Origin of the sequence: Winogradskya humida, from assembly GCF_016862215.1 — a bacterium.
In the GTDB taxonomy this organism is placed as follows: domain Bacteria; phylum Actinomycetota; class Actinomycetes; order Mycobacteriales; family Micromonosporaceae; genus Actinoplanes; species Actinoplanes humidus.
In genome coordinates, this window is sequence record NZ_BOMN01000040.1 from 24,037 (window position 1) to 46,787 (window position 22,751).

Here is a 22,751-nt window from a genome sequence, read left to right on the forward strand (position 1 = left end):
GGCTCATCTCCCCGTACGGTCGGGCGCTTCGAGGGGCAGGGTCACGTGGATGTGGCAGCCGGTGGTGTGGGCTGGTTCGACGACGGCGATCGTGCCGTGATGCAGCTGGACGACCCAGTGCGCGATGGCGAGGCCGAGGCCGGTGCCGCCGTCGCGGGCCCGTTCGCCGCGGGTGAAGCGTTCGAAGACCCGTTCGCGTTCGGCGGGCGGGATGCCGTCGCCCTCGTCGATGACGGCGATGAGGACGTGGTCGTCGTGGCGTTCGGCCCGGACGTGGACGGTGCCGCCGGGCGGGCTGTGCCGGGCCGCGTTGTCGAGGAGGTTGGCGAAAACCTGGCAGAGCCGTTCGCGGTCGGCGGACAGGCGGATCTCGGGGGCGGCTACCTCGAACCGCACGTCGTGCCCGGCGCCCTCGGCCGTCACCTTGGCCTCGCTGACCGCGTCCTCGAGGAACCCGCGCACGTCGATCGCGGTCCTGGTCAGCGGGACAACGCCGGCGTCCAGGCGGGAGAGGTCGAGCAACTCGGCGACCAGCCGCCCGAGACGCTCGGTCTGGGTCAGCGCGACCCGCATGGTCTCGGGCTCGGCCTGCGAGACACCGTCGACGATGTTTTCGAGCACACCACGAAGGGCCGTGATGGGCGTACGCAACTCGTGCGACACGTTCGCGATCAGCTCGCGCCGCTGCCGGTCGGCGGCGGCCAGGTCGGCAGCCATCTGGTTGAACGCCTGGGCCAGCTCGCCGACCTCGTCCTTCGAGGTGGCGCGGACGCGGCGGGTGTAGTCGCCGCGGGCCATCGCCTTGGCGGCGATCGTCATCTCCCGGAGCGGCACGGTCGCCCCGTGCGCCATGACCTGCAGCGTCACCAGCCCGAGCGCGACCGCGACCGCGAACCACATCACGTCGATGCGGACCCAGTCGAGGCTCCACCAGAAGATGAGCAGACCGACCCCGCCGGCGAATCCGAGCGCGCCGGAGAGTTTCGCCTTGATCGAGCGGACCGGGTCGAGCGGCCGCGGCAGCCAGCCGAACATCGGCGTGGCGACCCGGCGCACGAGCGCCATCATCGGGCGACCTCGAGGGCGTACCCGACGCCGTGGACCGTGCGGATCAGGTCGGCGCCGAGCTTGCGGCGCAGACCCTTGATGTGGCTGTCGACCGTACGCGTCCCGGACGCGTCGGCCCACCCCCAGATCTCGGCGAGCAGCCGCTCCCGGGGCAGCACCGCGCGGGGATGCGCGGCCAGATGCGCGAGCAGGTCGAACTCGGTCGGCGTGAGGTGCGCCTCGACCCCGGCCCGCTGGACCCGGCGCTCGGTGAGGTTGATCTCCAGGTCGCCGAAGCGCAGCGGTGGTGGCCCGGCCGGTGCCGCGTTGCGGGTGACCCGGCGCAGCAACGCGTGCACCCGGGCGGTCAGCTCGCGCATCGAGAACGGCTTGGTCAGGTAGTCGTCGGCGCCGACCGCGAGCCCGACGAGCAGGTCGGTCTCGTCGTCGCGGGCGGTCAGCATCAGGACCGGCACGGGGCGTTCGGCCTGGACGCGGCGGCAGACCTCGAGCCCGTCGAAGCCCGGCAGCATCACGTCGAGCACGATCGCGTCGGGCTGGACCCGCCGGGCCGCCTCGACCGCACCGGGTCCGTCGACGGCCACCTCGACCATGAAGCCCTCGGCCCTCAGCCGGGCGACGACCGCGTCGGCGATCGCCCGCTCGTCCTCGACCACCAGCACCTTGTGCACGTTCATCCCAACCCCCCAACCTTGCCCGGCATCATGCCGAGCTGCGGCAAGGCCGGTGTGCCCCCGTGGCGCGCCGACCCTGCTGCGGGGAGCAGCTTATTGAGTCGGAGTGCAGGAGGTGGGGCTGAGTTGTGGATAACTTGTGAAGATCGGCAGCCTGTGGATAACCCTGGGGATAGTGCAATGTTTCTGTGGATAACGCTGCGTATCAGCGGCGTATCTCAGCGACTCCAGTCGTTCTTCACGGCCCGGATCAGCTTGTCCTTGAGCTCGCGCGTATGCCGCCGGCTGACCGGCAACTCCGTGCCGTCGATGCTCACGACATACCCCGACTGAGTGAGGCGCAACTCTCTGACCAGGCGTAACTGCACAAGATAGGACCTGTGGATACGTACGAAGCCCGCGTCGGCCCAGCGTTCGGCGAGAGTGGCCAGCGATACGCGTACGAGATGGGAGGCGTCTGAGGTGTGCAGCCGCGCATAATCGCCCTGCGCTTCCACCCACCGTACCGATGATCGTGGCAACAGCTTGGTGGTGCCGGCCAGTTCGACCGGAATGCTCGGCTCGTCCTCGCGCGTGACCTGGGCCGGAGCCGCGGGCAGCTGCAGCCCCGCCACCCGGCGCAGCGACTCACCCAGCCGCTCGGCCCGCACCGGCTTGCGCACATAATCCGTGACGCCCAGGTCGAAGGCGTCCACCGCGCCGTCGTCGTAGGCGGTGACGAACACGATCGCGGGCGGGCGCGCGAAGCGGCGCAGGATCCGGGCGAGCTCCATGCCGTCGAGCCCGGGCATGCGGATGTCGAGGAAGACGGCGTCGACCTCGGTGTCACGCAGCACGCGCAGGGCCTCGGTGGCGTCCCCCGCCCGATGCACGTACGCCACCCGCTTGTCGGCGTTGAGAAGATACGCCAACTCGTCGAGGGCGGGCGGCTCGTCGTCCACAGCCAGCACTACCAGACTCACGCTCGGACTCCCGGGTGGAATTTGGGCACGCGCATGCTCACTTTCGTCCCCGCTCCGGGCGCTGTCTCCACAACCAGGCCGAAGCGTTCACCGAAGACCGTGCGTAGCCGCTCGTCCACGTTGGAGAGCCCGACATGGCGTCCGGCCTCGTCGTCGCGGCCGTTGGCAGCCTCCGCGATCCCCTCGGCCAGCGCCGCCGGGTCCATGCCGACCCCGTCGTCCTCGACCGTTATGTGGCATTCGGCACCCGCGTCCCGGGCCTCGATGCTCACCATACCGACGCCCGGCTTGGGGGACAGCCCGTGACGCACGGCGTTCTCCACGAGCGGCTGCAGACACAGGAACGGCAGCCCGACGGGGAGGACCTCGGGTGCGATCTGCAGGCGTACCTGCAGGCGGTCGCCGAACCGGGCCCGCTCGATGGTGAGATAGCGGTCGATGGAGCGAAGCTCCTCGGCCAGGGTGGTGAAGTCGCCGTGCGCGCGGAACGAGTAGCGGGTGAACTCCGCGAACTCCAGGATCAACTCCCGGGCCCGCTCCGGATCGGTACGCACGAACGAGGCGATCGCCGTCAGCGCGTTGTAGATGAAATGCGGGCTGATCTGGGCCCTCAGGGCGCGAACCTCGGCCCGGGCCAGCCGCTCGCGGGAGGAGTCCAGCTCGGCGAGCGCCAGCTGCGACCCGGCCCAGCGCGCGGTCTCCATGGTGGCCTGCACGAGCCCGGGCGCCGGATGATCGTCGGCGACCGCGATCAGGGCCCCGAGCGCCTGCCCGTCGGCACCGGTCAGCGGCGCGATCACGGCTCCCCGCACGATGCAGTCGACCCTGTCGCAGGGCAGGTCCCCGGCGCCCAGGACGATCGAGCGGTTGGTCGTGACGACCCGCCGCGTCGCCGCCACGAACTGGTCGCTGTGATGGCTGCCACGCCCGTCGAACGCGAGGCAGCGGTCGGCGTCCGCCACGGAAAGACCAGGGGCGCCGACCAGCCGGCGGAGATGACGTGCGGCCTTTCCGGCCGAGGCAGCAGTTAATCCCGTACGTAGTGGGTCCGCGGCCAGCGACGCGGAGTGCAGCACGTCATACGTGGCCCGCTGCCCCGCCGTAGCCACCCCGCGCCGGGCCCGCAGCCGGAGCACCGCGACCACGGCACCCGCCAGCGCGGCGAGCACGGCAACAACCGCGAGCACACTTCCGACTTGTCCGGCCACGCAGAGATCCTGACTGGTGACGCGCCGAAACACCATGCCCGCCCGATTTTGTCGGACCCCGGTGGGAGCATCTCGGCATGCCCATCACCGATTACTTCACCGCCCCCGACGACCGGGCCGCGCTGGCCGGGCTCGCCGAGGGGCCGATCGCGGCCGGTCTGCCGACGCTCGAGTCGAAGAACCTCGACCCGGTGGTCAACCTCGGCACGCTCGAATCCCTGCTCACCGGGCTGTCCTACGACGAGGTGATCGAGGGCCCGCGTCAGGGCGATCTGGTCAGTGACCCGGAGGCGAGCCCCGAGTCACACGTCGTCGCGGTCACTGACCGGTTGCGCGATGCCCTGGTGGCGGCGGACGACGCGCGCCTGGTGGAGACGGCCGCGCACTGGTCGCGTACGGAAGAGTTGGAAGGCACCGACCCCGACGGCCTGGCCGGCTTTCTCAGAGATCTCGCCGCACTGGCCCGAGATGGCGGTGAGAGCCATCTCTACTGCTGGTGGGCCTTGTGAAACGGGCTCAGTAGGCGCCCTTGCGCTTGAGGACGACCCAGATCGTGCGCCAGAGGATGCCCAGGTCGTAGGTGAGCGACCAGTTGTCGACGTAGTAGAGGTCGAGCCGCACCGACTCGTCCCAGGAGAGGTCCGAGCGGCCGGAGACCTGCCAGAGGCCGGTGATGCCGGGGCGCACGAGCAGCCGGCGCCGCACGTCACCGAGGTAATCGCCGTCGTCGGCGGGCAGCGGTCGCGGGCCGACCAGGGACATCTCGCCCTTGAGCACGTTGATCAGCTGGGGGAGCTCGTCCAGGGACGTGCCCCGCAGCTTGTTGCCGAACTTGAAGATGCGGGGGTCGTCCTTCATCTTGAAGAGCATGCCGTCGGAGTCGTTGAGCTCCTCCAGGCTGGCCTTGCGCTCCTCGGCGTCGACATACATGGTCCGGAATTTCCACACCCGGAACGTGCGGCCCTCGTGGCCGACGCGGGGCTGGCGGAAGAAGACCGGGCCGGGGTCGGAGAGCCGGATGCCGATGGCGATCACGGCCAGCACCGGGCTCAGCGCGACCAGGCCGAAGAAGGCGACCACCCGGTCGATCAGGTTCTTGGTGAGCCATCCGGGGCCGGAGAGGGTCGGCTCCTCGACGTGCAGCAGCGGCAGGCCCTCGATCGGGCGGATGTGCACGCGGGGGCCGGCGATGTCGGTGAGCTGCGGCGCGACCACCAGGTCGACACCGGTGCCCTCGAGCTGCCACGCCAGGCGGCGCAGCTCGCCGGGCTCCGAGCTGGCCGAGCCGCAGACCGCGATCGTGTCGGCGCCGACCTCGCGGACCAGGCCGAGGACGTCGCGGCTCGCGTAGACGGGCACGGGGGTTTCGATGCCCCGTGCCGCGGCGTATCCGTCGGTGATGTGGATGGCGACCGGGATGAGGCCGGCGGCAGGGCTGCGGGTGACCGCGGTGTAGACCTCGAGCGCCTCGGGCAGCGTGCCGACCAGGACCATCCGGTGCGCGCCGTGACCGGTCTTCTTACGGGCGACGTGCAGGACCTGGCGTGCCGAATACCGGCCGAAGAGGATGAAGACCAGGGCGGTGATCGAGACGTAGGCGATCGTGACCCGGGAGAGCTCGGTCTTGGTGCCGAACGCCAGCAGCGACACCACGGCCACGAGCGTCACGAACGCGCGGACGACCCGTTTGAACTCCTCGCTGCCCAGCCCCAGGTAACGGCGGTCGTAGGTGCCGTTGCCCCAGAGAATGATCAGCCAGCCGAGCGGAACGCCCACAAAGGCGACCAGGTAGAAGATCTTCTCGCTGTTCTGGAAACCCGAGTTGGACTTCTCGATCAGGGACACGGCGAGCCAGCTCGCGAACACCGTGGAGATGAGGTCGAGAATGATCAGGACAAGCGTGTAGGGCCGGTGCCAGGTGGACACGCGCTTGTGCGAGCGGGTCCACGCCGAACGCGCGACCCCGTTGCTCGGGGGTGGCTCCTGCTGCCACTCGAAGCTGTCGTACGGCATGCCGCTCCGGCTGTTGCTGGTACTGGACGCCGGACGATGGAGGCTTGTGGTCACCTCGCCTGTGTCCTCCCGCATCACGTACCGCCCACACCGAGAACATTACGCACTGCCACGACCCCCGGGTCTCCGGCGGGCCGCCGGCCCCTCGCGCGTCGCGGACGAAGCCGTGGGACCGGGCCACTATACCGATGGAACGACTTAGAAGAAGGTGACGTTGTGGTCGCATTCGGCCGAGCTTGGCGAATGTGTACGCAGCGTGATCGTCGCGGCGCGCTCGGATCACTCAGCGGATCAGTTTGGACAGGCGCCGGTCGGCCAGTGGCTTGCCGCCGGTCTGACAGGTAGGGCAGTACTGCAGGCTCTTGTCAGCGAACGACACCTCACGCACCGTATCGCCGCATACCGGACACGGCAGCCCCGTGCGGGCATGCACCCGCATCCCGGCCCGCTTCTCGCCCTTGAGCTCCGCGGCCTTCTGCCCGACCGACCGGGTCACGGCATCCGTTTCGACCGACCGGGTCGCCTCGTAGAGCGTGGTGATCTGCTCGTCGGTCAGTTTCCCCGTGAGCGCGAACGGCGACATCCTGGCCACATGCAGGATCTCATCGGAGTACGCGTTGCCGATGCCGGCGAGCACCTCCTGATCGACGAGTACGCCCTTGATCTGGCCCTTGCGGCTCCGGATCCGCTCGGCGAACTCGTCGCGGCTGACGGCGAGCGCGTCCGGGCCGAGCCGCGCCACGCCGGGCACCTCCGCCGGGTCACGCACCAGATAGGCCGCCAGCGACTTCTGCGTGCCGGCCTCGGTCAGATCAAAACCGGACCCGTCATCGAGGCGTACGCGCACCGCGATCGGCCCGCTGCCCGGCTTCAACGGCGCCGGCGACTTGAACGCGTCCCGGTAGTGCAGCCAGCCGGCCCGCGCGAGATGCACGACGAGGTGCAGGTCGTCCCCGAGCGTCACGTCGAGGAACTTCCCGTGCCGGCCGGCGTCGGTGATCTTGAGACCCGCCACCGCGCTCGGCGCCGGGTCATACGTCTTCAGCGCGCTGAACGAGGACACCTCGAAGCGCTCCACGGTATGGCCGACAGCACGCTCCCGCAGGTACGCGGCGAGCGCCTCGACCTCGGGCAACTCAGGCACGCCCTCAACGGTAGCGTTTGTCGCCGTGAAGGTCGTCGTTGCGCACAATCGGTACCGGGAAGCGATCCCCTCCGGGGAGAACGTCATCGTCGACACCGAGATAGCCCAGCTCACCGCCGCGGGTGTCGAGGTGCTGCCGTTCCAGCGCGCCTCCGACTCGATCGGTGACCTGCCGCTCACGGAGAAGGCGCTGCTGCCGCTCTCCCCCATCTATGGCCGGTCCGCCCAGCGCGATCTCGGCGAGCTGCTGTCCCGCGAGCGTCCGGATGTGTTTCACCTGCACAACCCGTACCCACTGCTGTCGCCCTGGGTTGTCAAAACGGCCCATAAGCACGGCGTGCCGGTCGTGCAGACCGTCCACAACTACCGTCAGGTCTGCTCCTCGGGGCTGTACTTCCGCGACGGTCACAACTGCTTCGACTGCCGGGGTAAGGCGCTCGGCTGGCCGGCGATCCAGCACAAGTGCTACCGCGGCTCGACGGCCCAGAGCGCTCTGATGGCGACCACCCTCGCCGTGCACCGGCCGACCTGGAAATCCGTGGACCGCTACATCGCCCTTACCGACCGGATCGCCACGCACCTGACGGATTACGGCATCCCGGACGACCACATCGTGGTCAAACCCAACGGCCTGCCGGACCCGGGTGAGCCCGCCCCGCTCGGAACAGGATTTCTGTACGCCGCCCGCCTGTCCCCCGAGAAGGGCCTCGACCTCCTCCTCAACGCCTGGCGCCGCCACCCGGACTCCTCCATCGGCCACCTGCGCATCGCCGGCGACGGCGAACTCCGCCCCCTCGCCGAACAGGCCGCCGCCGAGCGCACCGACGTCACGTACCTGGGCGCCCTCGACCGCGCCGGCATGACCGCCGCCCGCAACGCCGCCGCCGTGGTAGTAGCCGTCCCCACCTGGAACGACGTCCTCCCCACGGTGATCCTCGAAGCGATGTCGGCGGGCCGTCCCGTCCTCGGCACCGACGTCGGTGGCATCCCCTACCTCCTCGGCCTGGACGCACCCGCCACCGCCGCAGGCTGGGCCGTGACCCCGGACCCGGCCGCCCTCGCCGCCGCTCTCCCGATCGCCGCCGCCGAAGCAGCCCGCTATGCCCCGGCCGCCCGCGACCGCTACCTGCGCGCGTTCCACCCGGACGTCCTCACCGCCCGCCTGATCGACATTTACACCGGCCTCCGAGCAAATTCCCACCCGGCACCCAGGTAGGCCCGTTGCGAGCTGGGCAAGCTCGATTGCATGACCTCACGCCGCAACGTCCTGCTGGGAGCCGGAGGCGCGGTCGTACTGACGGCTGCCGGCGGTGGCGCGGGCTACGCCATCGCCAACACCGACGGCTCGAACCCCGGAACTACTCCGCCGCAGGCCGTGCCGCCGAAATACCGCTCGCGTCCCGACCTGAGCGCGCTGCCCGACGTCACGATCACCACGCCCGCGACCGGCACGACGCCGGGCTGCGTCTTTCTGAGCCCGGCGTCGGGAACGAGCCTGTGGGGCCCGCTGATGGTCGACGAGAAGGGCTCGCCGGTCTGGTTCCGCAAGGTGCCCGACCCGGCAACGGTCGCCATCGACTTCAAGGCGCAGCAATATCTGAACAAGCCCGTGCTGACCTGGTGGGAGGGGACCATCGGCGGCACCGGGGGTCAGGGCGTGGGGCAGGGCGAGTTCGTGATCGCCGACAGCGCCTACCGGGAGATCACCCGGGTCCGGGCGTCCGGCAGTGAACAGGCCGACCAGCACGACTTCGTGATCACGCCGGAGGGCACCGCGCTGTTCTGGGTCTACAACCCGATCCCGTACGACCTGACGTCGCTGGGCGGCCCGGCCGACGGCGTGCTGCACGACGGCGTCATCCAGGAGATCGACATCAGGACCGGCAAACGGCTCTTCGAGTGGCACGCGAGCGAGCACGTGGGCCTCGACGAGTCGTACGCCCCGCTGCCGACCGGCGACTCGGCGCACCTCCCGTACGACTACTTCCACGCCAACTCGGTCGGCCTCGACACGGACGGCAACATCATCATCTCGTCCCGGCACACGTGGACGGCCTACAAGATCAATCGCACCTCCGGCGACGTGATCTGGCGCATCGGCGGCAAGAAGTCCGACTTCGCCGTCGACGAGCGAGCCGCCTTCGCCTGGCAGCACGACTTCCGCCGCCGCCGCGACGGCACCTACAGCGTCTTCGACAACGGCGCCGGCGTCACCACGGTCCACGAGCAGTCCCGCGGCCTGGTCTTCAAGGTCGACGAACGCGCGAAGACGGTCATCTTCGCTCAGGAATTCCTGCACCCCCAGAAACTGCTGGCGCCCACCCAGGGCAGCTTCCGCGAACTCCCCGACGGCGGCTCCTTCATCGGCTGGGGCCAGATGCCCTGGTTCACGGAGTACGCCCCCGACGGCACAGTCCGCCTCGACGGTCACATCCCCCTCAACAACCAGTCGTACCGCGCCTACAAAGCAGCCTGGACCGGCACCCCGCTCGACCAACCCGCCCTGGGCGTCCGAACCGAAGCCGGCTCCGTCATCATCACCGCCAGCTGGAACGGCGCCACCACCGTCACCACCTGGCGAGCCCGAGGCGGCACTCAGCCGGGCGCCCTCAACCAGTCCGTCGAAGCCCCCCGAACCGGCTTCGAAACCGAACTCACCCTCCCCGGCACCCCCGAATACGTAGCCGTCGACGCCCTCGACCCCACCGGCAAGGTCCTGGGCACCTCCTCAGCCGTGCCCGTTCGCGTCTGACCACCTCCGCAACGCCCGCAGAAGCTGCTCGTCGCGGCGAATGTCATCGGCACCGACCACCGTCGGATCCGCGTTGTGCCGGCGGCGCGCGGCCACCTCGACCTCCACCAACGGCCGAGCCGACGCCGCGCCCGTCCCCATCAACGCCCAGGTCTCGGCTACATACGGCCGGGCGCGCCGGTTCACCTGCCACGTCCGCTCGAGCACATCCAGGCCGCTCGCATCCCCGGCCACGAGCCACAACGCCCGGGCCGCACCAAGGTCATCCCACCGCGCCAGCAGACCCCGAAGCTTCTCAGCGCTGCCGGTGGCGTGCTCGCCCAGCTCACCCAGGCCTTCGGTGGCCCGCCCCTGCCACACCGGATCGCCGAGATAGCGGTCATAAACGGCTTCGGTTTCGGCAGGGTCACCACCGAGCGCATGCGCCGCCCCGGCGGCGGCCATCGCTGTCGCCGGATCGGCCGAGGTCAGCGCACCCCGGACCATGGGCAGCGCTTCGGCAGCCGGCGATCCGATCGAGGCGAGCACCCGCAACGTGTCCTCCCGCATCGGCTCCACCAGGATCAACGGAATTGCCGCAGCCGGATCGATCCGGGCCAGCCCGTGCAGCAACTCACGCCTGTTCTTCCCGCGCAGCTCATCGAGCCGCCCGAGGGCCACGGGAGCCAGATGCCGGGCCCGCTCCCCGAACGGACCCAGGAACTGCCCGACATCGCGTGCCAACTCGTCGTTGCGCAAAACCCACTCCAGCATTGCCAGCGCACGCTCATCGCCGGTGCCGGCAAGACAGGCGAGCGCCACCCCGACGGCAGGCTCCCCGGACGTCCACCGCCTGATCCAGACCACGCTCTCCTCAGCGTCGGGACTTTCCGCCACGCGCCGATCAGTGCCGATCAAAGCGACATGTACGCCGTCAGCAGCCGGACCAGCCCCCTCACCCAACCGCCGCAGCAGCCCCAGAGCCCGATCCCGAAGAAGCGGCCGCCCGTCGCTGAGCTGATCCCCGACCAGTCCGATCAGCTCGTCGTAGGACCCACGCCAACGCTGCACCAGATCGGCCGCCGGCCCCATGGCATCGAGTCGAGCCCTCGGCTCAGCCTCCCGCAGCAACCCGGTGAGCAACGTGACGCGCTCCACGACCCGGTCCTCGAGCGCTTCGCTGACAGTGCGGACCACCGTCTCGAACTCCGCAGTCGCATCGCCGCGGTATCCGCCAACGAGCAGATCGCGAGCCAGGCGCACATCAACGGCGGGGGCCATCCCCGCCACCGCTGCCATCCGGACCCGCGGCTCGTCGTCCTCGAGGACACCGGCGAGCCACTCCTGGGCGGTATCAGCGCCAACGCCGTGACGAGCCAGTCGTGCCACCGCCGCGACCAGACTCGCCCGCACAAACGCCTCGGGCTCATCGGGGAACCGCCCCCGCAGCACAGCCGGCTCCGCGATGAGCGTGGCGGACTCCGCCCGTACCCAAGGATCGGGATCTGTCAGAAGGGCCGGCCACATCGGAAGCGCGCCCATGGCCGCATCGTGGGCACCGATGGAAGCGACCAGCGTAACCACCTCAGCCCTGCCAGGCCGCCCGACGTCACCGGCGATGCGCAGCAGGAAAGGAATCGCAGCCTAAAGATGTTCACAGGCAGGATGATGCTCCACCCCTACGACACTTTCCGGAGCCCGACATTGTGGACAGCCATCGCTAGGGTGCACGTTTTGGGGAGGTCGGGTTGCGGCGTTGGGTGAGTTGGCGGCGGCTGGGTGTGGCGGTCGCGGTGGTCGTGGTGCTGATGAGTGCGCCCTGGTTGTGGACGACGCTTGCTGCTCAGGGGCACCTTTACGACGAGGCTGACGCTCCGGCCGCTGACGTTGTCATTGTGCTGGGGACGCAGGTGGCGACGGATCGGCGTACGCCCGAGGCGAGGCTTGCTGGACGGCTGCAGACCGCGGCAGCTCTCGTGAAGGCCGGCAAAGCGCGCGTGATCCTGGTCTCCGGGGACGGCGGCGGCGATTCGGGCGACGAGCCCGCCGCGATGACGTCCTACCTCACCGATCAGCTCGGCATCGACAAGCAGCGCGTCGTCGCCGACCCGAGCGGCCTGGACACCTACGACAGCTGCGCCCGGGCCAAGGACGTCTACGGCCTGTCCAAGGCCCTGATCGTCACGCAGTCCTACCACCTGTCCCGCGCGGTGACCCTCTGCCGCCAGATCGGCCTCGACATCGACGGTGTCAAAGCCCGATGCGACGGTTGCGGCAAAGCTCTGCTCGCCGAGAAATCCGTCCGCGACTACTTCGCCAGCGGCAAAGCCGCCTGGGACGTAGTCCGGGGCCGACACCCTGCCGTCAGCTCGCCCCCGACCTCCGCCGTTCGGGATGCCCTCTCGTGATTCAGCCGATGCGTTTGCGTCTCGGCGGACCGAACTCGTGGAGCACGTAAAAGCCCACTCGCCGATCGCGGACGCGCTGGAAGATCGAACGCCGGTGAGCGTCGAAGCGGGCAGCTTTTGCTGCTGCTGTCAGATTGGCGTTGTCGAGGCAGTGCACGCACCCGCCGTACTGGTTCAGCAGCGTACGCACGGCGGGTTGGGTGGAGATCCGCTCGTCCTGGGTGAGCAACGACCAGCCACGTCGCAGACCGAACTCGATCCACTCGTCGTCACCCGCGTGCTGAGCGTCATCCGGGAAGTGATCACCGATGACGTGTATGAGCCAACCGAGTTCGCTCAGCAGGACCGGGGCACCCCGTCCGAGGCACCTGTCCGCGAAAAACTCAGGCTGCGACTCTGACAAGCGCTTCGACTTGGTCAACGCTCAATCCATACTCGTCGGCAACCACTTCGTACGACTCTCCTGCTCGCCACATACCGAGCACCGCATCGACCGGGACTTTCGCCGGCTCGATGATCGGTGCGCCCCAGGCAAAGCGAGGATCGATGACTACCTGTGCGACCGCGGGGTCGTATCGTCGCAGGATCAGGCGCTGGGCGAAGCCGTCGTCGTCCCAGGTCACATACTTCAGATAGTCCTCGACCACACTCCGGATGGGGATCTGCCGGTCTGTGGCTCGGTGGAGTTCATCGCTGTCCAGGTAGTGAATGAACACATCGATCCCGTCGGTGGCGATCCGTCGGGTCGCGAGGCCGTATTCGGTGCCGAATTCGGCCCGGACCTCCGCGGCTGCCGCAGCGATCGCTCGCGGGTTCAAACCGAGATCACGTAGGGCGCGGAGCACGTAGGCCTCGACCAGGGCGATGAACGGCACCGACGGCCAGCCACGCTTTTCGGGCCTGACGCTGTGCACCAGCGCGGGGTGGCCTGGATCGGGAACCAGCCATCTGCGCATGGTGCGCTCAGGTATCTGCAGGTGCGTCGCAGCCTCGAAGGGGGTGAGCAGGGGAACCGTGAACCTGTCGACCATGCCCTCTCCCGTCGTAGCTGCCGCCTGATCGAGCATGGCACACCGCCCCGGGCTTGCCTGTTCCGCTTGGGCCTGTTGCAGGGGAAATTTACGTCACTCGCGTGGCGGGTTGAGGATCATCTGGGGGCCCTCGCCGCGGGAGGCGAGCTCGTCGTGGGGGTTTATCAAGCTGCACCGCTGCAGTGACAGGCAGCCGCACCCGATGCACCCGGTGAGCTGATCCCGGAGCCGTTCCATCATCGTGATCCGCTCCTCAAGCTTGCGCTGCCACCGGGCCGACAACCGTGCCCAGTCCGTCTTGGTGGGCGTCCTGTTCTCGGGGAGGGCGGCGAGCGCCGAACGGATTTCCTCCAAGGACACGCCGACCTGCTGGGCGATCCGGATGAACGCGATTCTCCGCAGCTCGTGCCGTTCGTAACGGCGCTGGTTGCCGCTGGTGCGGGTGGAGGTGATCAGGCCTTCCTTCTCGTAGAAGCGCAGCGCGGACTGGGCTACGCCGCTTCGGGCGGCCATGTCGCTGATCGTCAGGAGTTCCACCGCAGAAAAGTCCTTGAGTTGAAGTGAACTTTAACTTGCAGGGTTAGCGTATGACGATTGACGCCTTGAAGCGAGCAGACGCCAAGCACGCGCCCAGTGCGTACTCGACGCTTGATGTTCTGTGGGTGCTCTATGACCGCGTTCTGCGGGTGAGCCCGGAGACCGTTGACGATCCGGACCGGGATCGGTTCTTCCTGTCGAAGGGCCATGGGCCGCTGGCCTACTACTCGGTGCTCGCCGCCAAGGGGTTCTTTCCCGAGGAATGGCTCGACGATGTCGGGAGCGCGACCAGCAGGCTCGGGCATCATCCCGACCGGGTGCTGGTGCCGGGCGTCGAGGTGGGCACCGGGTCGCTCGGGCACGGGCTCGGGCTGGCCGTCGGGACCGCGCTCGGATTGCGGGCGCAGGGATACGTGCAGACCAGGACGTTTGTGCTGCTGGGCGATGCGGAGCTGGACGAGGGATCCAACCATGAGGCCATCGCGTACGCCGCCGCGGTCGGACTGGACCTCACCGCGATCGTGATCGACAACCGGTCCGCGACGCACGGGTGGCCCGGTGGGATCGCCGCACGGTTCATCGGGTGGCGGGTATCGCATGTGGATGGGCGGGACCGGGACCAGATCGAGGCGGCGCTGACGCTGAAAGGCGGCCCCCGCGTGGTGATCGCCGCGGTCGAGAAGAAGGAGAGCTGATCATGCGGGATACCTTCGTCGCCACGACCACCGCGATTCTGGAGGAGGATCCCCGGACCGCGCTCGTGCTCGCTGACATCTCGGCCGATGCTTTCGCTCCCGCAATGCGCAGGCATCCCGATCGGGTGCTCAATGTCGGGATCCGGGAACAGTTGATGGCCGGGGTGGCGGGCGGGCTCGCGCTGACCGGGTTACGACCTTTCCTCCATTCGTACGCCCCCTTCGTCATCGATCGCGCGTACGAGCAGATCAAGCTGGACCTGGGGCACCAGAACGCCGGGGCGGTGATCGTGAGCATCGGGGGGTCTTACGACGCCTCCGCCGAGGGCTACACGCACCAGTCGCCCGGTGACGTCGCATTGCTGGACACTCTTGAGGGGTGGACCGTGCACGTTCCCGGGCATCCGGATGAGGTGCCGGGAATGCTGTGGGCCGCCGCCCGGCATGACGAACGTGTCTACATCCGGCTCTCGTCGCAGCAGAACGCGGCGGCCTATCCCGGCACTGATCTCAAGGTCGTCCGTCGGGGGCCACAGAATGGTGCCGTGGTGCTGGCGGTGGGGCCGATGCTCGATCCCGTGCTGCGGGCGGGACTGGATGTGACCGTTGCCTACACGAATACGCCACGACCGTTGGACGTGAATCGTCTGCGGGAGCTGGTTACCGACGAGATGGTGATGGTGGAGCCGTATCTCGCGGGGACTTCCAGCCGGGCGGTGTCGGCGGCGCTTTCTCGCGTACCCCATCGGGAATTGCATCTCGGGGTGAGCCGGACCGAACACCGCGGATATGGGTCGCCGGCTGACCATGCTCAATGGCATGGTCTTGATCCGGCGGGCCTGCGTGCCTCGATCGACGCCTTTTTACGAAAGGACTAGGCCACCACGGCGCTCGCGGAAGACCTGCTTGAGCAATGCGTCGAAATGCCAGACGCGGTCTGGTTCGCTGACCCGCAGCCGGAATCGTTCGCGGACCCCGTCCACCGCGGTGGCGGCCACGTCGACCGTGGATTCGCGCAGGTCCGGGCTCCAGGTGACGTCGCTGAGGTGGCGCAGGTTCGCGTTGAGGTGCAGTCGCAGGCGGTGCAGGATCCGGGTTTCCTGGGTGATGACGAGCCGGCGTCTGGTGAGCACCATCAGGAATTCGCCGGACATCGGGCGGTCGGTGCTGACGCAACGGGTGACCAGTACGGTCGCGTCGTCCGAATCCACGCAGCGGCGAAAGATCGGCATGTGCCGGCTCAAGGTCGGAATGGGAACTCCGGCTTCGGCGGCGGCGGGAAGGAACGTACGGGAGAACACGTCCATGTGGCGTTTAACGGTGACGTCCGTGGTAAGGCTCGGCCGTGTCGAGATGAATATCGAATTACAGAAGCTCGACGATCGTGGCGTTGGCCATTCCGCCGCCCTCGCACATGGTCTGCAACCCGTAGCGGATCCCGGTCTGTCGCATATGGTGCAGCATCGTCGTCATGATGCGTGCGCCGGACGCACCGAGCGGGTGACCCAGCGCGATGGCGCCGCCCCGGGGATTGAGCCGTGCGGGGTCGGCGCCGGTCTCAGCGAGCCACGCGAGGGGGACCGGCGCGAACGCCTCGTTCACCTCGTAGACGCCGATGTCGTCGAGGGTGAGCCCGGCGCGGGCCAGCACCTTCGCGGTGGCCGGGATCGGCGCGGTCAGCATGATCACGGGGTCGGCGCCGGCCACCACCGCGGTGTGGACGCGGGCCAGAGGCCGCAGTCCGTGCGCGGATGCCCACTCCGAGGTCGTGACGCCCAGCGCGGCGGCACCGTCGGAGACCTGCGATGCCGAACCCGCCGTGACGACGCCGCCCGCCTTGAACGGCGTCTTCAGCCCGGCCAGCTTCTCGATCGTGGTGTCGCGACGAATGCCTTCATCTCTGACAACCCCGGTAATTTCCGCGTCGAAATCCCCGGCGTCCTGAGCCTTGGCCGCAGCGGCGTGACTGCTCAGCGCGTACTCATCGAGTTGAGCCCTGGTGAAACCCCACCGCGCGGCGATCATCTCGGCGCCGACACCCTGGTTGAAAGCGGCGTCGCCGTAACGCTCCCGGATCTTTGATCCGTAAGGGTCCTGGCCTGCGGCGCTCGAACCCATCGGCACCCGGCTCATCGACTCGACGCCGCCGGCGACCACCAGGTCGGCCTGGCCGGACATGACCGTCGCGGCGGCCACGTGCAGTGCCTGCTGGCTCGATCCGCACTGCCGGTCCATGGTCGAGGCGGGCACCGACTCGGGCCAGCCGGCCGCGAGGACCGCGTTGCGGCCGATGTTCCACGACTGCTCACCCACCTGCGAGACGCAGCCCCACATCACGTCTTCGACGTCGGCAGGATCAAAACCGGTGCGTCCGCTCAGGGCCGTGAGCACTTCCGCAGAAAGATCCACGGGGTGTACGCCCGACAGCCCGCCGTTACGCCTTCCGACCGCGGTCCGCACCGCGCCGACGATCACCGCATCTCGCATACTTGCGACTGTATGCCGGGCTGCCATAGTGGTGGGCATGTCGCCTTTGTTGTGGCGGGTGAAGCCCGTGCTGCCCGTGACGAAACTGCTCGGCGCGGTGGCGCTCGTGGTCCTGGTGGTCGCCTTCGGTGGCAATGATCCGGTGCAGTGGGTGCTGGCCCTGACCGTCGCAGCGGGTCTCACCGGCTGGGCGCTGCGCGATCTGATCAGGCCGGTCCGGCTCGCCGCGGACCTGACGGGGGTCACCGTGGTCACCGGCTACGCCGCCCGGCGCCACCTGCCCTGGTCCCAGATCGAGCACGTACGCGTCGACACCCGCGCCCGCCGTGGCATCCGCAGCAATCTCCTCGAGATCGACGCGGGCGACAGCCTGCACCTGCTCAGCGTGCACGAGCTGGGCACCGAGCCGGACGAGGTGGCCGAGGCCCTCGCCGAGCTGCGGGAAGCCGCGATTACGGCAGAGACATCGTCCTGACCACCGCGAGCACGACGAGCACCAGGAAGATCGCGCCGAGCCCGACACCCTGGACGAGGTTGCGTTTGTCCCGCGGGGCGTAGGCGATGGCGATCGCGGCCAGAAACCCGGTGAGCATCCCGCCGAGGTGCCCGGGGATCGAGATGTTGCTGACCGTCAACGTGAAGATGACATTGATCACGATCACCGGCAGGATCGGGGCGATGCTCAGGTTGAGCCGCTTCAGAAGGACCAGCATGGCCGCCATCAGGCCGAAGACCGCGGTCGACGCACCGGCGGTCGGCGTGTTGGGGCCGGTGAAGAGGTAGGCCGCCACGTTGCCGCCGAAGCCCGCCAGCAGGTAGAGGCCGGTGAAGCGCAGCGGGCCGAGCGTGCCCTCGATGTCACGGCCGAGGATCCACAGCGCGTACATGTTCAGCAGCAGATGGATCACGCCGTAGTGCAGGAACATCGCGGTGAACAGGCGCCACCACTCGCCGTTGCCCGAGATGCCCATCTCACCGACCGTGGTGTAGCTGACGACCGAGCCCCAGTCGGTGAGCGGGGTGCTGCCGCCGAGCAGGCCACCGAGCCCCCCGCCGGCGACCGCGTTGGCGCTGCCGGAGGAGAGGATCGAGATGACCATGACCAGCACGTTGATGCCGATCAGTGACTTGGTGGCTATCGCGGCGCGACCGGCCAGGCTGCCGCCGAACGCGGTGCGGGCCGCCGGCTGAGTGCGCCGCCCTTGGGCGACGCACTCAGGGCACTGATGACCGACCGAAGCCTCGTTCATGCAATCCGGGCAGATGGGCCGCTCACAGCGGGTGCACCGGATGTATGTCTCCTTGGACGGGTGCCGATAGCAGACGGGCGCCGTCACCGGAGACTCACTCATGGTCCAAGGTTACCCGGAGGGTGAAAATCCCTTACGCGCGCTCGATCTCGACGCGCTCGATGACGACGTCCTCGCGGGGCTTGTCGCCGGGGCCGGTCGGCGTGGTCGCGATGGAGTCGACAACCTTGGAAGACTGCTCGTCGGCGACCTGGCCGAAGATCGTGTGCCGGCGGTTGAGGTGCGGCGTCGGGCCGACCGTGATGAAGAACTGCGAGCCGTTGGTGCCCGGCCCGGCGTTCGCCATCGCGAGCAGGTAGGGGCGGTCGAACTGGAGCTCCGGGTGGAACTCGTCGGCGAACTGGAAGCCCGGGCCGCCGCGGCCGGTGCCGGTCGGGTCGCCCATCTGGACCATGAAGTTCGCGATGACCCGGTGGGAGATGGTCCCGTCGTAGTACGGGCCGCTGCCCTTCTGGCCGGTCCGCGGGTCGACGTAGTCCTTGGTCCCCTCCGCGAGTTCCACGAAGTTGCGCACGGTCGCCGGCGCGTGGTCCGGGAAGAGCTGCAGCCGGATCGGTCCGTGGTTGGTGTGCAGGGTGGCGTAAAGCGTCTCAGCCACGGGTACTCCTATCGGTGTCGCGGTCGCCGGTTCGCGAGATTACGACCGGCGCAGGACAGTTCTTTGCAGTTCGGATCCTCCCCCATGTGTCTGAACCGGCTACGCGGGGGTACCCAAGAGGGCAGCATGGTCGTGGGAGATACCTCAGGAGGTGGGCACTGGTGTTCGCATCGATGCGACGGAAGAACCGCAACGCCAAGATGAAGAGCGAGCTCGGTCAGAGCGTTGATCACTTCAGGCGCGCGGCCTCGATCGCCGCCCAGGAGACCAGCGCAACCGTCGGGCCGAAGATCTCCGCAGCTCGTGACCGGGTTCAGCCCGCGACCGACCGCGCGGTGGGCGCTGCCTCCAGCGGTTGGGGAAGCGCTGTAGCGACGCTGGCCCCGCTGGTAGCGGCGGCGAGCGAGAACGCCAAGCAGGTGGGCAAGAAGTCGGCTGTGACCAGCAAGAAGGCGGTCAAGGCCAACAAGAAGAACGCCAAGAGGCTCGAGAAGCGGGCCAACAAGGTCATCGGCCGCAAGCAGAGTGGTACGGGCCGCAAGCTCGTGGGTCTCGCGCTGGCCGGCGCCGCGGTCGGTGCGGCCGGTGCCTACTTCGTCCGCAAGCGTCGCAACGCGCAGTGGGACGAGTACGACCCCAGCGGCCCGGTGAACCCGGCCGAGGTCGGGGCGGACGACTCGGCGTTCGAGCCGGCCGATCTCGCGGGACCGTCGGGCTTCACGACGCCGGTCGGCAAGACCGAGCCGGTCATTCCCCCGGTCAACAAGATCTGACCAGCAGCGACCAAGCGGCGGCCGACCCTTTCGAGGGCCCGGCCGCTGCTTAGTTCGTAGGCTTGTCCTCGACGGTGGTGATCGCCTGCCGGGCACGCTCCGGATCCAGGGCGGGGCCCACCGGCAGCAGTCCGACGAGCTGGGTCGGGATGGCCGCCGGAGTGACACCGGCGTAACCGAGGCGGGACAGCAGATCGCGGCTGGCGAGCGGATAGCTGCGACCGGTGTCGGTAATCACACTGACCGTGCCGATGGTCGCCGGGGCGGTCGGGGAGGCCGCGGAGACCACGAGTGCGCCCTTGCCGCGCGGCACCTTCACCTGATCGGCCTGTACGTCGCCCTGTGTCGTCGTGGAGCCGACAACAGCCGTGCCGACGGGAACGGTGGGGCCGATCCGGATGCTGACAGCCCCGTTGTTGCCGCCGTTGTACGTGGCGCAGACGCTTTCCGGGCCGTTGAGCAACACCGGCACCGAGGGCGGCACCCCGTCGGCGTTGGCCTGGGTGACCAGCTGCGTCTTCGACCGCGCCTTGTTGGCCAGGCTGCCGTAGAGCGTGATGTCCAGTTCCTTTTGCCCCAGGAAGTCGGGCTCGGCGCGCAGCAGACGGGCCTGCACGTCGGTGAGGTCGGCGATGCCGTCCTTGAGCACGACGCCCCACTGGTCGGGCGAGCCGTTGTCGCCCTTCACGAGCAGGACCTGCCCCACCTGGTAACCCGGGGCCACCTCGGAGTCGTCCCCGAAGCCGTCGATCGACGGTGCGGCGAGGTCGGGCCCGAGCGGAATCGCATTCACCCAGGCCGGGGCGACCTTGAGGGGCTCCTGGTTCCACCCGAAACGCACCCGCGTCTGCTCCAGGCGGTTGGCCGGGATCAGGAAGCGTTTGTTGCCGTAGACCAGGAACGTACGGTCGGACGAGTCGCTGACCAGCAGGCCGCGCAGCTCAGCGGCGGGGGTGTCGGCGCGCGGGACCGGCAGCAGCGTGCCGTCGCTGATCGACTCGCCGAGCGACACCACGCTCTTGGGCCCGGAACCGTCGGGGATCTGCGAGCACACCGTCCAGATCGCTGGCAGCAGCCCGTCCTTGGCCGCGGGCAGCGTGTCGGGAGCGTTCGGGATGCCGAGCGGGTCACCCAGCGGGACCTCGGCGAGGCTCTTCTGGGAGGCGTTCTTGATCGAGGGTTCCGTGGAGTTCGTGATGAGTAGCGCCGACGTGTAGTTGAGCACCGGGTGCATCTTGTCGTCGGACTTCAGATAGACGTAGCGCGCGCCCGTGCCCTTCTCCATGAAGACGACCTTGTCGTCCCGCGGCTCGACCGAGCTGTTGCCCGTGATCAGGCCGTAGACGGCGGCGCCACCGACCGCGAGCGCCGCGACGACGACGCTGACCAGCACGGTCGCCCCGGCCCGGCGCAGCGGTGAGCGGTGCGGGTCGGGATCGTGGGAAACCAGCGCAGCCACCACCCGCTGCTGCGAGTACTGGTACGAGTGCAGCTGATCCTGCCGAGACGGCACGCGACTTCCCTCCCCGGTTCGACAACCGCCACTGTAAAGGTCAGCGACCGTTCATGGGGGGCAGGGTCAGAGCCACCCGTTGCGACGGAAAGCACGGTAGAGCAGCACGGACACTCCGACGATGACCGTGATCACCACCGGGTAGCCGTAGCGCCACTGGGTTTCCGGCATGTGCGCGAAGTTCATGCCGTAGACCCCGGCGACCGCCGTCCACCAGGCCGAGATGCCGGCCCACGCGGCGATCTTGCGCATGTCGTTGTTCTGGTCGACGGTCACCTGCGCCAGACGTGCTTGCAGGATCGAGTTCAGCAGATCGTCGTACGACGAGACCTGCTCGACCGTACGCGTCAGATGGTCCTGCACGTCCCGGAAGTAACGCCGGATCTCCTTGGGCACGAGCCGGCTCTGCGGCGCGGTGATCGTGGCGAGCGGGCGCTGCAGCGGCACCACCGCGCGACGGAATTCCACGATCTCGCGCTTCATCTGGTAGATCGCCTGCACCGGGCTGCCCCGGTCCCGGGAGAACGCGCCCTCCTCGATGATGTCCAGATCCGCCTCGACCTGGTCGGCCACCTCGATGTACGCGTCCACGATCCGGTCGGTCACGGCGTATGCGACGGCCCACGGACCCTGCGCGAGCAGGTCACCCCGGGCCTCCATGTCGGCGCGGACCGGCGCGAGCTTCGTGGCGTCGCCGTGCCGGACCGTGATCACGAACTGCTCGCCGACGAAGATCATCATCTGACCGGTCTCGACGATCTGCGACGTCTCGGTCAGCTCACCGTGCGGCACGTAACGGGCTGTCCGCAGCACGAGGAAGTGCACCGTGCCGAACTGCTCCAGCTTGGGCCGCTGCTCCGCCTTCACGGAGTCCTCGACGGCCAGCTCGTGCAGGCCGTACGTGCGGGCGATCGAGGACATCTCCTCCTGGGTCGGCTCGTGCAGGCCGAGCCAGACGAACGCGTTGTCGCGGCTGCACGCCTCGGCCAGCGCCTCATCGGGGCTGAACTCGCCGGGCTCGCGCTTGCCCTCGACGTACACACCGCAGTCGACAACCGAGCTGCCCTGGAACTTCTCGCCCGGAGGCGGCGGCTGACCGTCCACCGTGCCGAGGAAGCGGTTCATCGCCCTGACGGGGGCGGTCCACGCTCGCGACAGGGACCTGTTGACGCCGACCTGCCGGCTGCGGCGCACGCTGTCTTCGCTCATGACTGCCTCCCCCAGGGGTGCTGCGGTTCCGGCCGAGGTGGCGGGGTCCCGCACGAGGTTACGCCCGCGGGGTTGCCCGTGAACGGCCCGGCGGTCCGCCGCCAGATGCCGGGCCGGCCAGGGCCGGAGAGCCGAGAGCCGGGCCCGCCAGGGCGGGAGAGCCGGGAGACAGGCCTGCCAGGGCCGGGAGCCGGGAGCCGGGGGGCGCCGGGCGGGCCGGCCGCATTTCGGGGGGTGAAGGGTGCGGGCACGGCCCGCCCGGCGCCAGGGGGCGGGGTGGGTGTCAACGCGCCAAACCGCATGATCATGCAGCCTGACGCCGCAAGCATTGTGAGCTGTCCGCCGGTCCCGGGGGAAACCCGGAACCGGCGGACAGCGCTATCTGTCGGA

Annotated in this window: 24 protein-coding genes; 8 read left to right on the forward strand and 16 right to left on the reverse strand. The window is 68.8% G+C overall.

Annotation, left to right across the window (positions count from 1 at the left end):
• Positions 1-3 precede the first annotated feature (3 nt).
• The 4 genes from Ahu01nite_RS16335 to Ahu01nite_RS16350 form a co-directional block, all read right to left on the reverse strand.
• On the reverse strand, positions 4-1,065 hold the full coding sequence (locus Ahu01nite_RS16335) for a HAMP domain-containing sensor histidine kinase (RefSeq protein WP_203837552.1): 1,062 nt from the start codon (positions 1,063-1,065) through the stop codon (positions 4-6).
• Positions 1,065-1,745, reverse strand: coding sequence for a response regulator transcription factor (locus Ahu01nite_RS16340; RefSeq protein ID WP_203837378.1), 681 nt, complete (start codon positions 1,743-1,745; stop codon positions 1,065-1,067). The genes Ahu01nite_RS16335 and Ahu01nite_RS16340 overlap by 1 nt, the downstream gene beginning before the upstream one ends.
• Positions 1,746-1,960: 215 nt before the next feature.
• Complete coding sequence (locus Ahu01nite_RS16345; RefSeq protein ID WP_203837379.1) at positions 1,961-2,704, reverse strand: LytR/AlgR family response regulator transcription factor; 744 nt, start codon at positions 2,702-2,704, stop codon at positions 1,961-1,963.
• On the reverse strand, positions 2,701-3,948 hold the full coding sequence (locus tag Ahu01nite_RS16350; RefSeq protein WP_438874791.1) for a sensor histidine kinase: 1,248 nt from the start codon (positions 3,946-3,948) through the stop codon (positions 2,701-2,703). Before Ahu01nite_RS16350 ends, Ahu01nite_RS16345 begins: the two co-directional genes overlap by 4 nt.
• 41 nt (positions 3,949-3,989) lie before the next feature.
• Here Ahu01nite_RS16350 and Ahu01nite_RS16355 point away from each other — a divergent pair, with 41 nt between their 5' ends.
• Positions 3,990-4,421 carry a hypothetical protein gene (locus Ahu01nite_RS16355; protein ID WP_203837381.1) on the forward strand — a complete coding sequence of 144 codons (432 nt, stop codon included), beginning with the start codon at positions 3,990-3,992 and terminating at the stop codon, positions 4,419-4,421.
• A gap of 7 nt (positions 4,422-4,428) precedes the next feature.
• Here the strand turns inward: Ahu01nite_RS16355 and Ahu01nite_RS16360 are convergent, their stop codons facing one another.
• Together Ahu01nite_RS16360 and Ahu01nite_RS16365 are read right to left on the reverse strand one after the other, a co-directional pair.
• Positions 4,429-5,925, reverse strand: coding sequence for a sugar transferase (locus Ahu01nite_RS16360; RefSeq protein WP_203837382.1), 1,497 nt, complete (start codon positions 5,923-5,925; stop codon positions 4,429-4,431).
• A gap of 283 nt (positions 5,926-6,208) precedes the next feature.
• Positions 6,209-7,069 carry an Fpg/Nei family DNA glycosylase gene (locus Ahu01nite_RS16365; RefSeq protein WP_203837383.1) on the reverse strand — a complete coding sequence of 287 codons (861 nt, stop codon included), beginning with the start codon at positions 7,067-7,069 and terminating at the stop codon, positions 6,209-6,211.
• A gap of 25 nt (positions 7,070-7,094) precedes the next feature.
• Here Ahu01nite_RS16365 and Ahu01nite_RS16370 point away from each other — a divergent pair, with 25 nt between their 5' ends.
• Together Ahu01nite_RS16370 and Ahu01nite_RS16375 are read left to right on the forward strand one after the other, a co-directional pair.
• Positions 7,095-8,285, forward strand: a complete 1,191-nt coding sequence (locus tag Ahu01nite_RS16370; protein WP_203837384.1) for a glycosyltransferase family 4 protein — start codon at positions 7,095-7,097, stop codon at positions 8,283-8,285.
• A gap of 30 nt (positions 8,286-8,315) precedes the next feature.
• Positions 8,316-9,821, forward strand: coding sequence for an arylsulfotransferase family protein (locus Ahu01nite_RS16375; RefSeq protein ID WP_203837385.1), 1,506 nt, complete (start codon positions 8,316-8,318; stop codon positions 9,819-9,821).
• Here the strand turns inward: Ahu01nite_RS16375 and Ahu01nite_RS16380 are convergent.
• Positions 9,798-11,342 (reverse strand): hypothetical protein, encoded by a 1,545-nt coding sequence (locus tag Ahu01nite_RS16380; protein ID WP_203837386.1) that lies wholly within the window; start codon positions 11,340-11,342, stop codon positions 9,798-9,800. The two genes, Ahu01nite_RS16375 and Ahu01nite_RS16380, sit on opposite strands and share 24 nt — an antisense overlap.
• 206 nt (positions 11,343-11,548) lie before the next feature.
• On the opposite strand from Ahu01nite_RS16380, the gene Ahu01nite_RS16385 reads away from it, so the two are divergent.
• Complete coding sequence (locus Ahu01nite_RS16385) at positions 11,549-12,208, forward strand: SanA/YdcF family protein (protein ID WP_239158892.1); 660 nt, start codon at positions 11,549-11,551, stop codon at positions 12,206-12,208.
• Between the two features lies 1 nt (position 12,209).
• Here Ahu01nite_RS16385 and Ahu01nite_RS16390 read toward each other — a convergent pair whose 3' ends face one another.
• The 3 genes from Ahu01nite_RS16390 to soxR form a co-directional block, all read right to left on the reverse strand.
• Positions 12,210-12,629, reverse strand: a complete 420-nt coding sequence (locus Ahu01nite_RS16390; protein ID WP_203837387.1) for a PIN-like domain-containing protein — start codon at positions 12,627-12,629, stop codon at positions 12,210-12,212.
• On the reverse strand, positions 12,592-13,239 hold the full coding sequence (locus Ahu01nite_RS16395) for a DUF433 domain-containing protein (protein WP_203837388.1): 648 nt from the start codon (positions 13,237-13,239) through the stop codon (positions 12,592-12,594). The genes Ahu01nite_RS16390 and Ahu01nite_RS16395 overlap by 38 nt, the downstream gene beginning before the upstream one ends.
• 93 nt (positions 13,240-13,332) lie before the next feature.
• Entirely contained in the window at positions 13,333-13,776 is a 444-nt protein-coding gene (gene soxR / locus Ahu01nite_RS16400) for a redox-sensitive transcriptional activator SoxR (RefSeq protein WP_239158893.1), read from the reverse strand.
• A gap of 50 nt (positions 13,777-13,826) precedes the next feature.
• On the opposite strand from soxR, the gene Ahu01nite_RS16405 reads away from it, so the two are divergent.
• Positions 13,827-14,471: a thiamine pyrophosphate-binding protein gene (locus Ahu01nite_RS16405; protein ID WP_203837389.1), complete on the forward strand. Its 645-nt coding sequence runs from the start codon at positions 13,827-13,829 to the stop codon at positions 14,469-14,471.
• Between the two features lie 2 nt (positions 14,472-14,473).
• The gene (locus tag Ahu01nite_RS16410) at positions 14,474-15,349 is read left to right on the forward strand and encodes a transketolase family protein (RefSeq protein WP_203837390.1); all 876 of its coding nucleotides are present in this window, start codon (positions 14,474-14,476) and stop codon (positions 15,347-15,349) included.
• Here the strand turns inward: Ahu01nite_RS16410 and Ahu01nite_RS16415 are convergent.
• Both Ahu01nite_RS16415 and Ahu01nite_RS16420 read right to left on the reverse strand, forming a co-directional pair.
• A complete protein-coding gene (locus Ahu01nite_RS16415; RefSeq protein WP_203837391.1) occupies positions 15,335-15,778 on the reverse strand; it encodes a hypothetical protein in 444 nt (147 codons plus the stop codon). The two genes, Ahu01nite_RS16410 and Ahu01nite_RS16415, sit on opposite strands and share 15 nt — an antisense overlap.
• A 58-nt stretch (positions 15,779-15,836) precedes the next feature.
• Complete coding sequence (locus tag Ahu01nite_RS16420; protein ID WP_203837392.1) at positions 15,837-16,958, reverse strand: acetyl-CoA C-acyltransferase; 1,122 nt, start codon at positions 16,956-16,958, stop codon at positions 15,837-15,839.
• Positions 16,959-16,995: 37 nt separating this feature from the next.
• On the opposite strand from Ahu01nite_RS16420, the gene Ahu01nite_RS16425 reads away from it, so the two are divergent.
• Complete coding sequence (locus Ahu01nite_RS16425) at positions 16,996-17,433, forward strand: PH domain-containing protein (protein ID WP_203837393.1); 438 nt, start codon at positions 16,996-16,998, stop codon at positions 17,431-17,433.
• Here Ahu01nite_RS16425 and Ahu01nite_RS16430 read toward each other — a convergent pair.
• Both Ahu01nite_RS16430 and Ahu01nite_RS16435 read right to left on the reverse strand, forming a co-directional pair.
• Complete coding sequence (locus Ahu01nite_RS16430; RefSeq protein ID WP_203837394.1) at positions 17,411-18,310, reverse strand: rhomboid family intramembrane serine protease; 900 nt, start codon at positions 18,308-18,310, stop codon at positions 17,411-17,413. The two genes, Ahu01nite_RS16425 and Ahu01nite_RS16430, sit on opposite strands and share 23 nt — an antisense overlap.
• Before the next feature lie 31 nt (positions 18,311-18,341).
• A complete protein-coding gene (locus Ahu01nite_RS16435; protein ID WP_203837395.1) occupies positions 18,342-18,866 on the reverse strand; it encodes a peptidylprolyl isomerase in 525 nt (174 codons plus the stop codon).
• Positions 18,867-19,039: 173 nt separating this feature from the next.
• Here Ahu01nite_RS16435 and Ahu01nite_RS16440 point away from each other — a divergent pair, with 173 nt between their 5' ends.
• Positions 19,040-19,639 (forward strand): hypothetical protein, encoded by a 600-nt coding sequence (locus Ahu01nite_RS16440; RefSeq protein WP_239158894.1) that lies wholly within the window; start codon positions 19,040-19,042, stop codon positions 19,637-19,639.
• Positions 19,640-19,688: 49 nt separating this feature from the next.
• Here the strand turns inward: Ahu01nite_RS16440 and eccB are convergent, their stop codons facing one another.
• The gene (eccB, locus tag Ahu01nite_RS16445; protein ID WP_203837397.1) at positions 19,689-21,152 is read right to left on the reverse strand and encodes a type VII secretion protein EccB; all 1,464 of its coding nucleotides are present in this window, start codon (positions 21,150-21,152) and stop codon (positions 19,689-19,691) included.
• Between the two features lie 66 nt (positions 21,153-21,218).
• Positions 21,219-22,361, reverse strand: a complete 1,143-nt coding sequence (locus tag Ahu01nite_RS16450) for a magnesium and cobalt transport protein CorA (protein ID WP_203837398.1) — start codon at positions 22,359-22,361, stop codon at positions 21,219-21,221.
• Positions 22,362-22,751 lie beyond the last annotated feature (390 nt).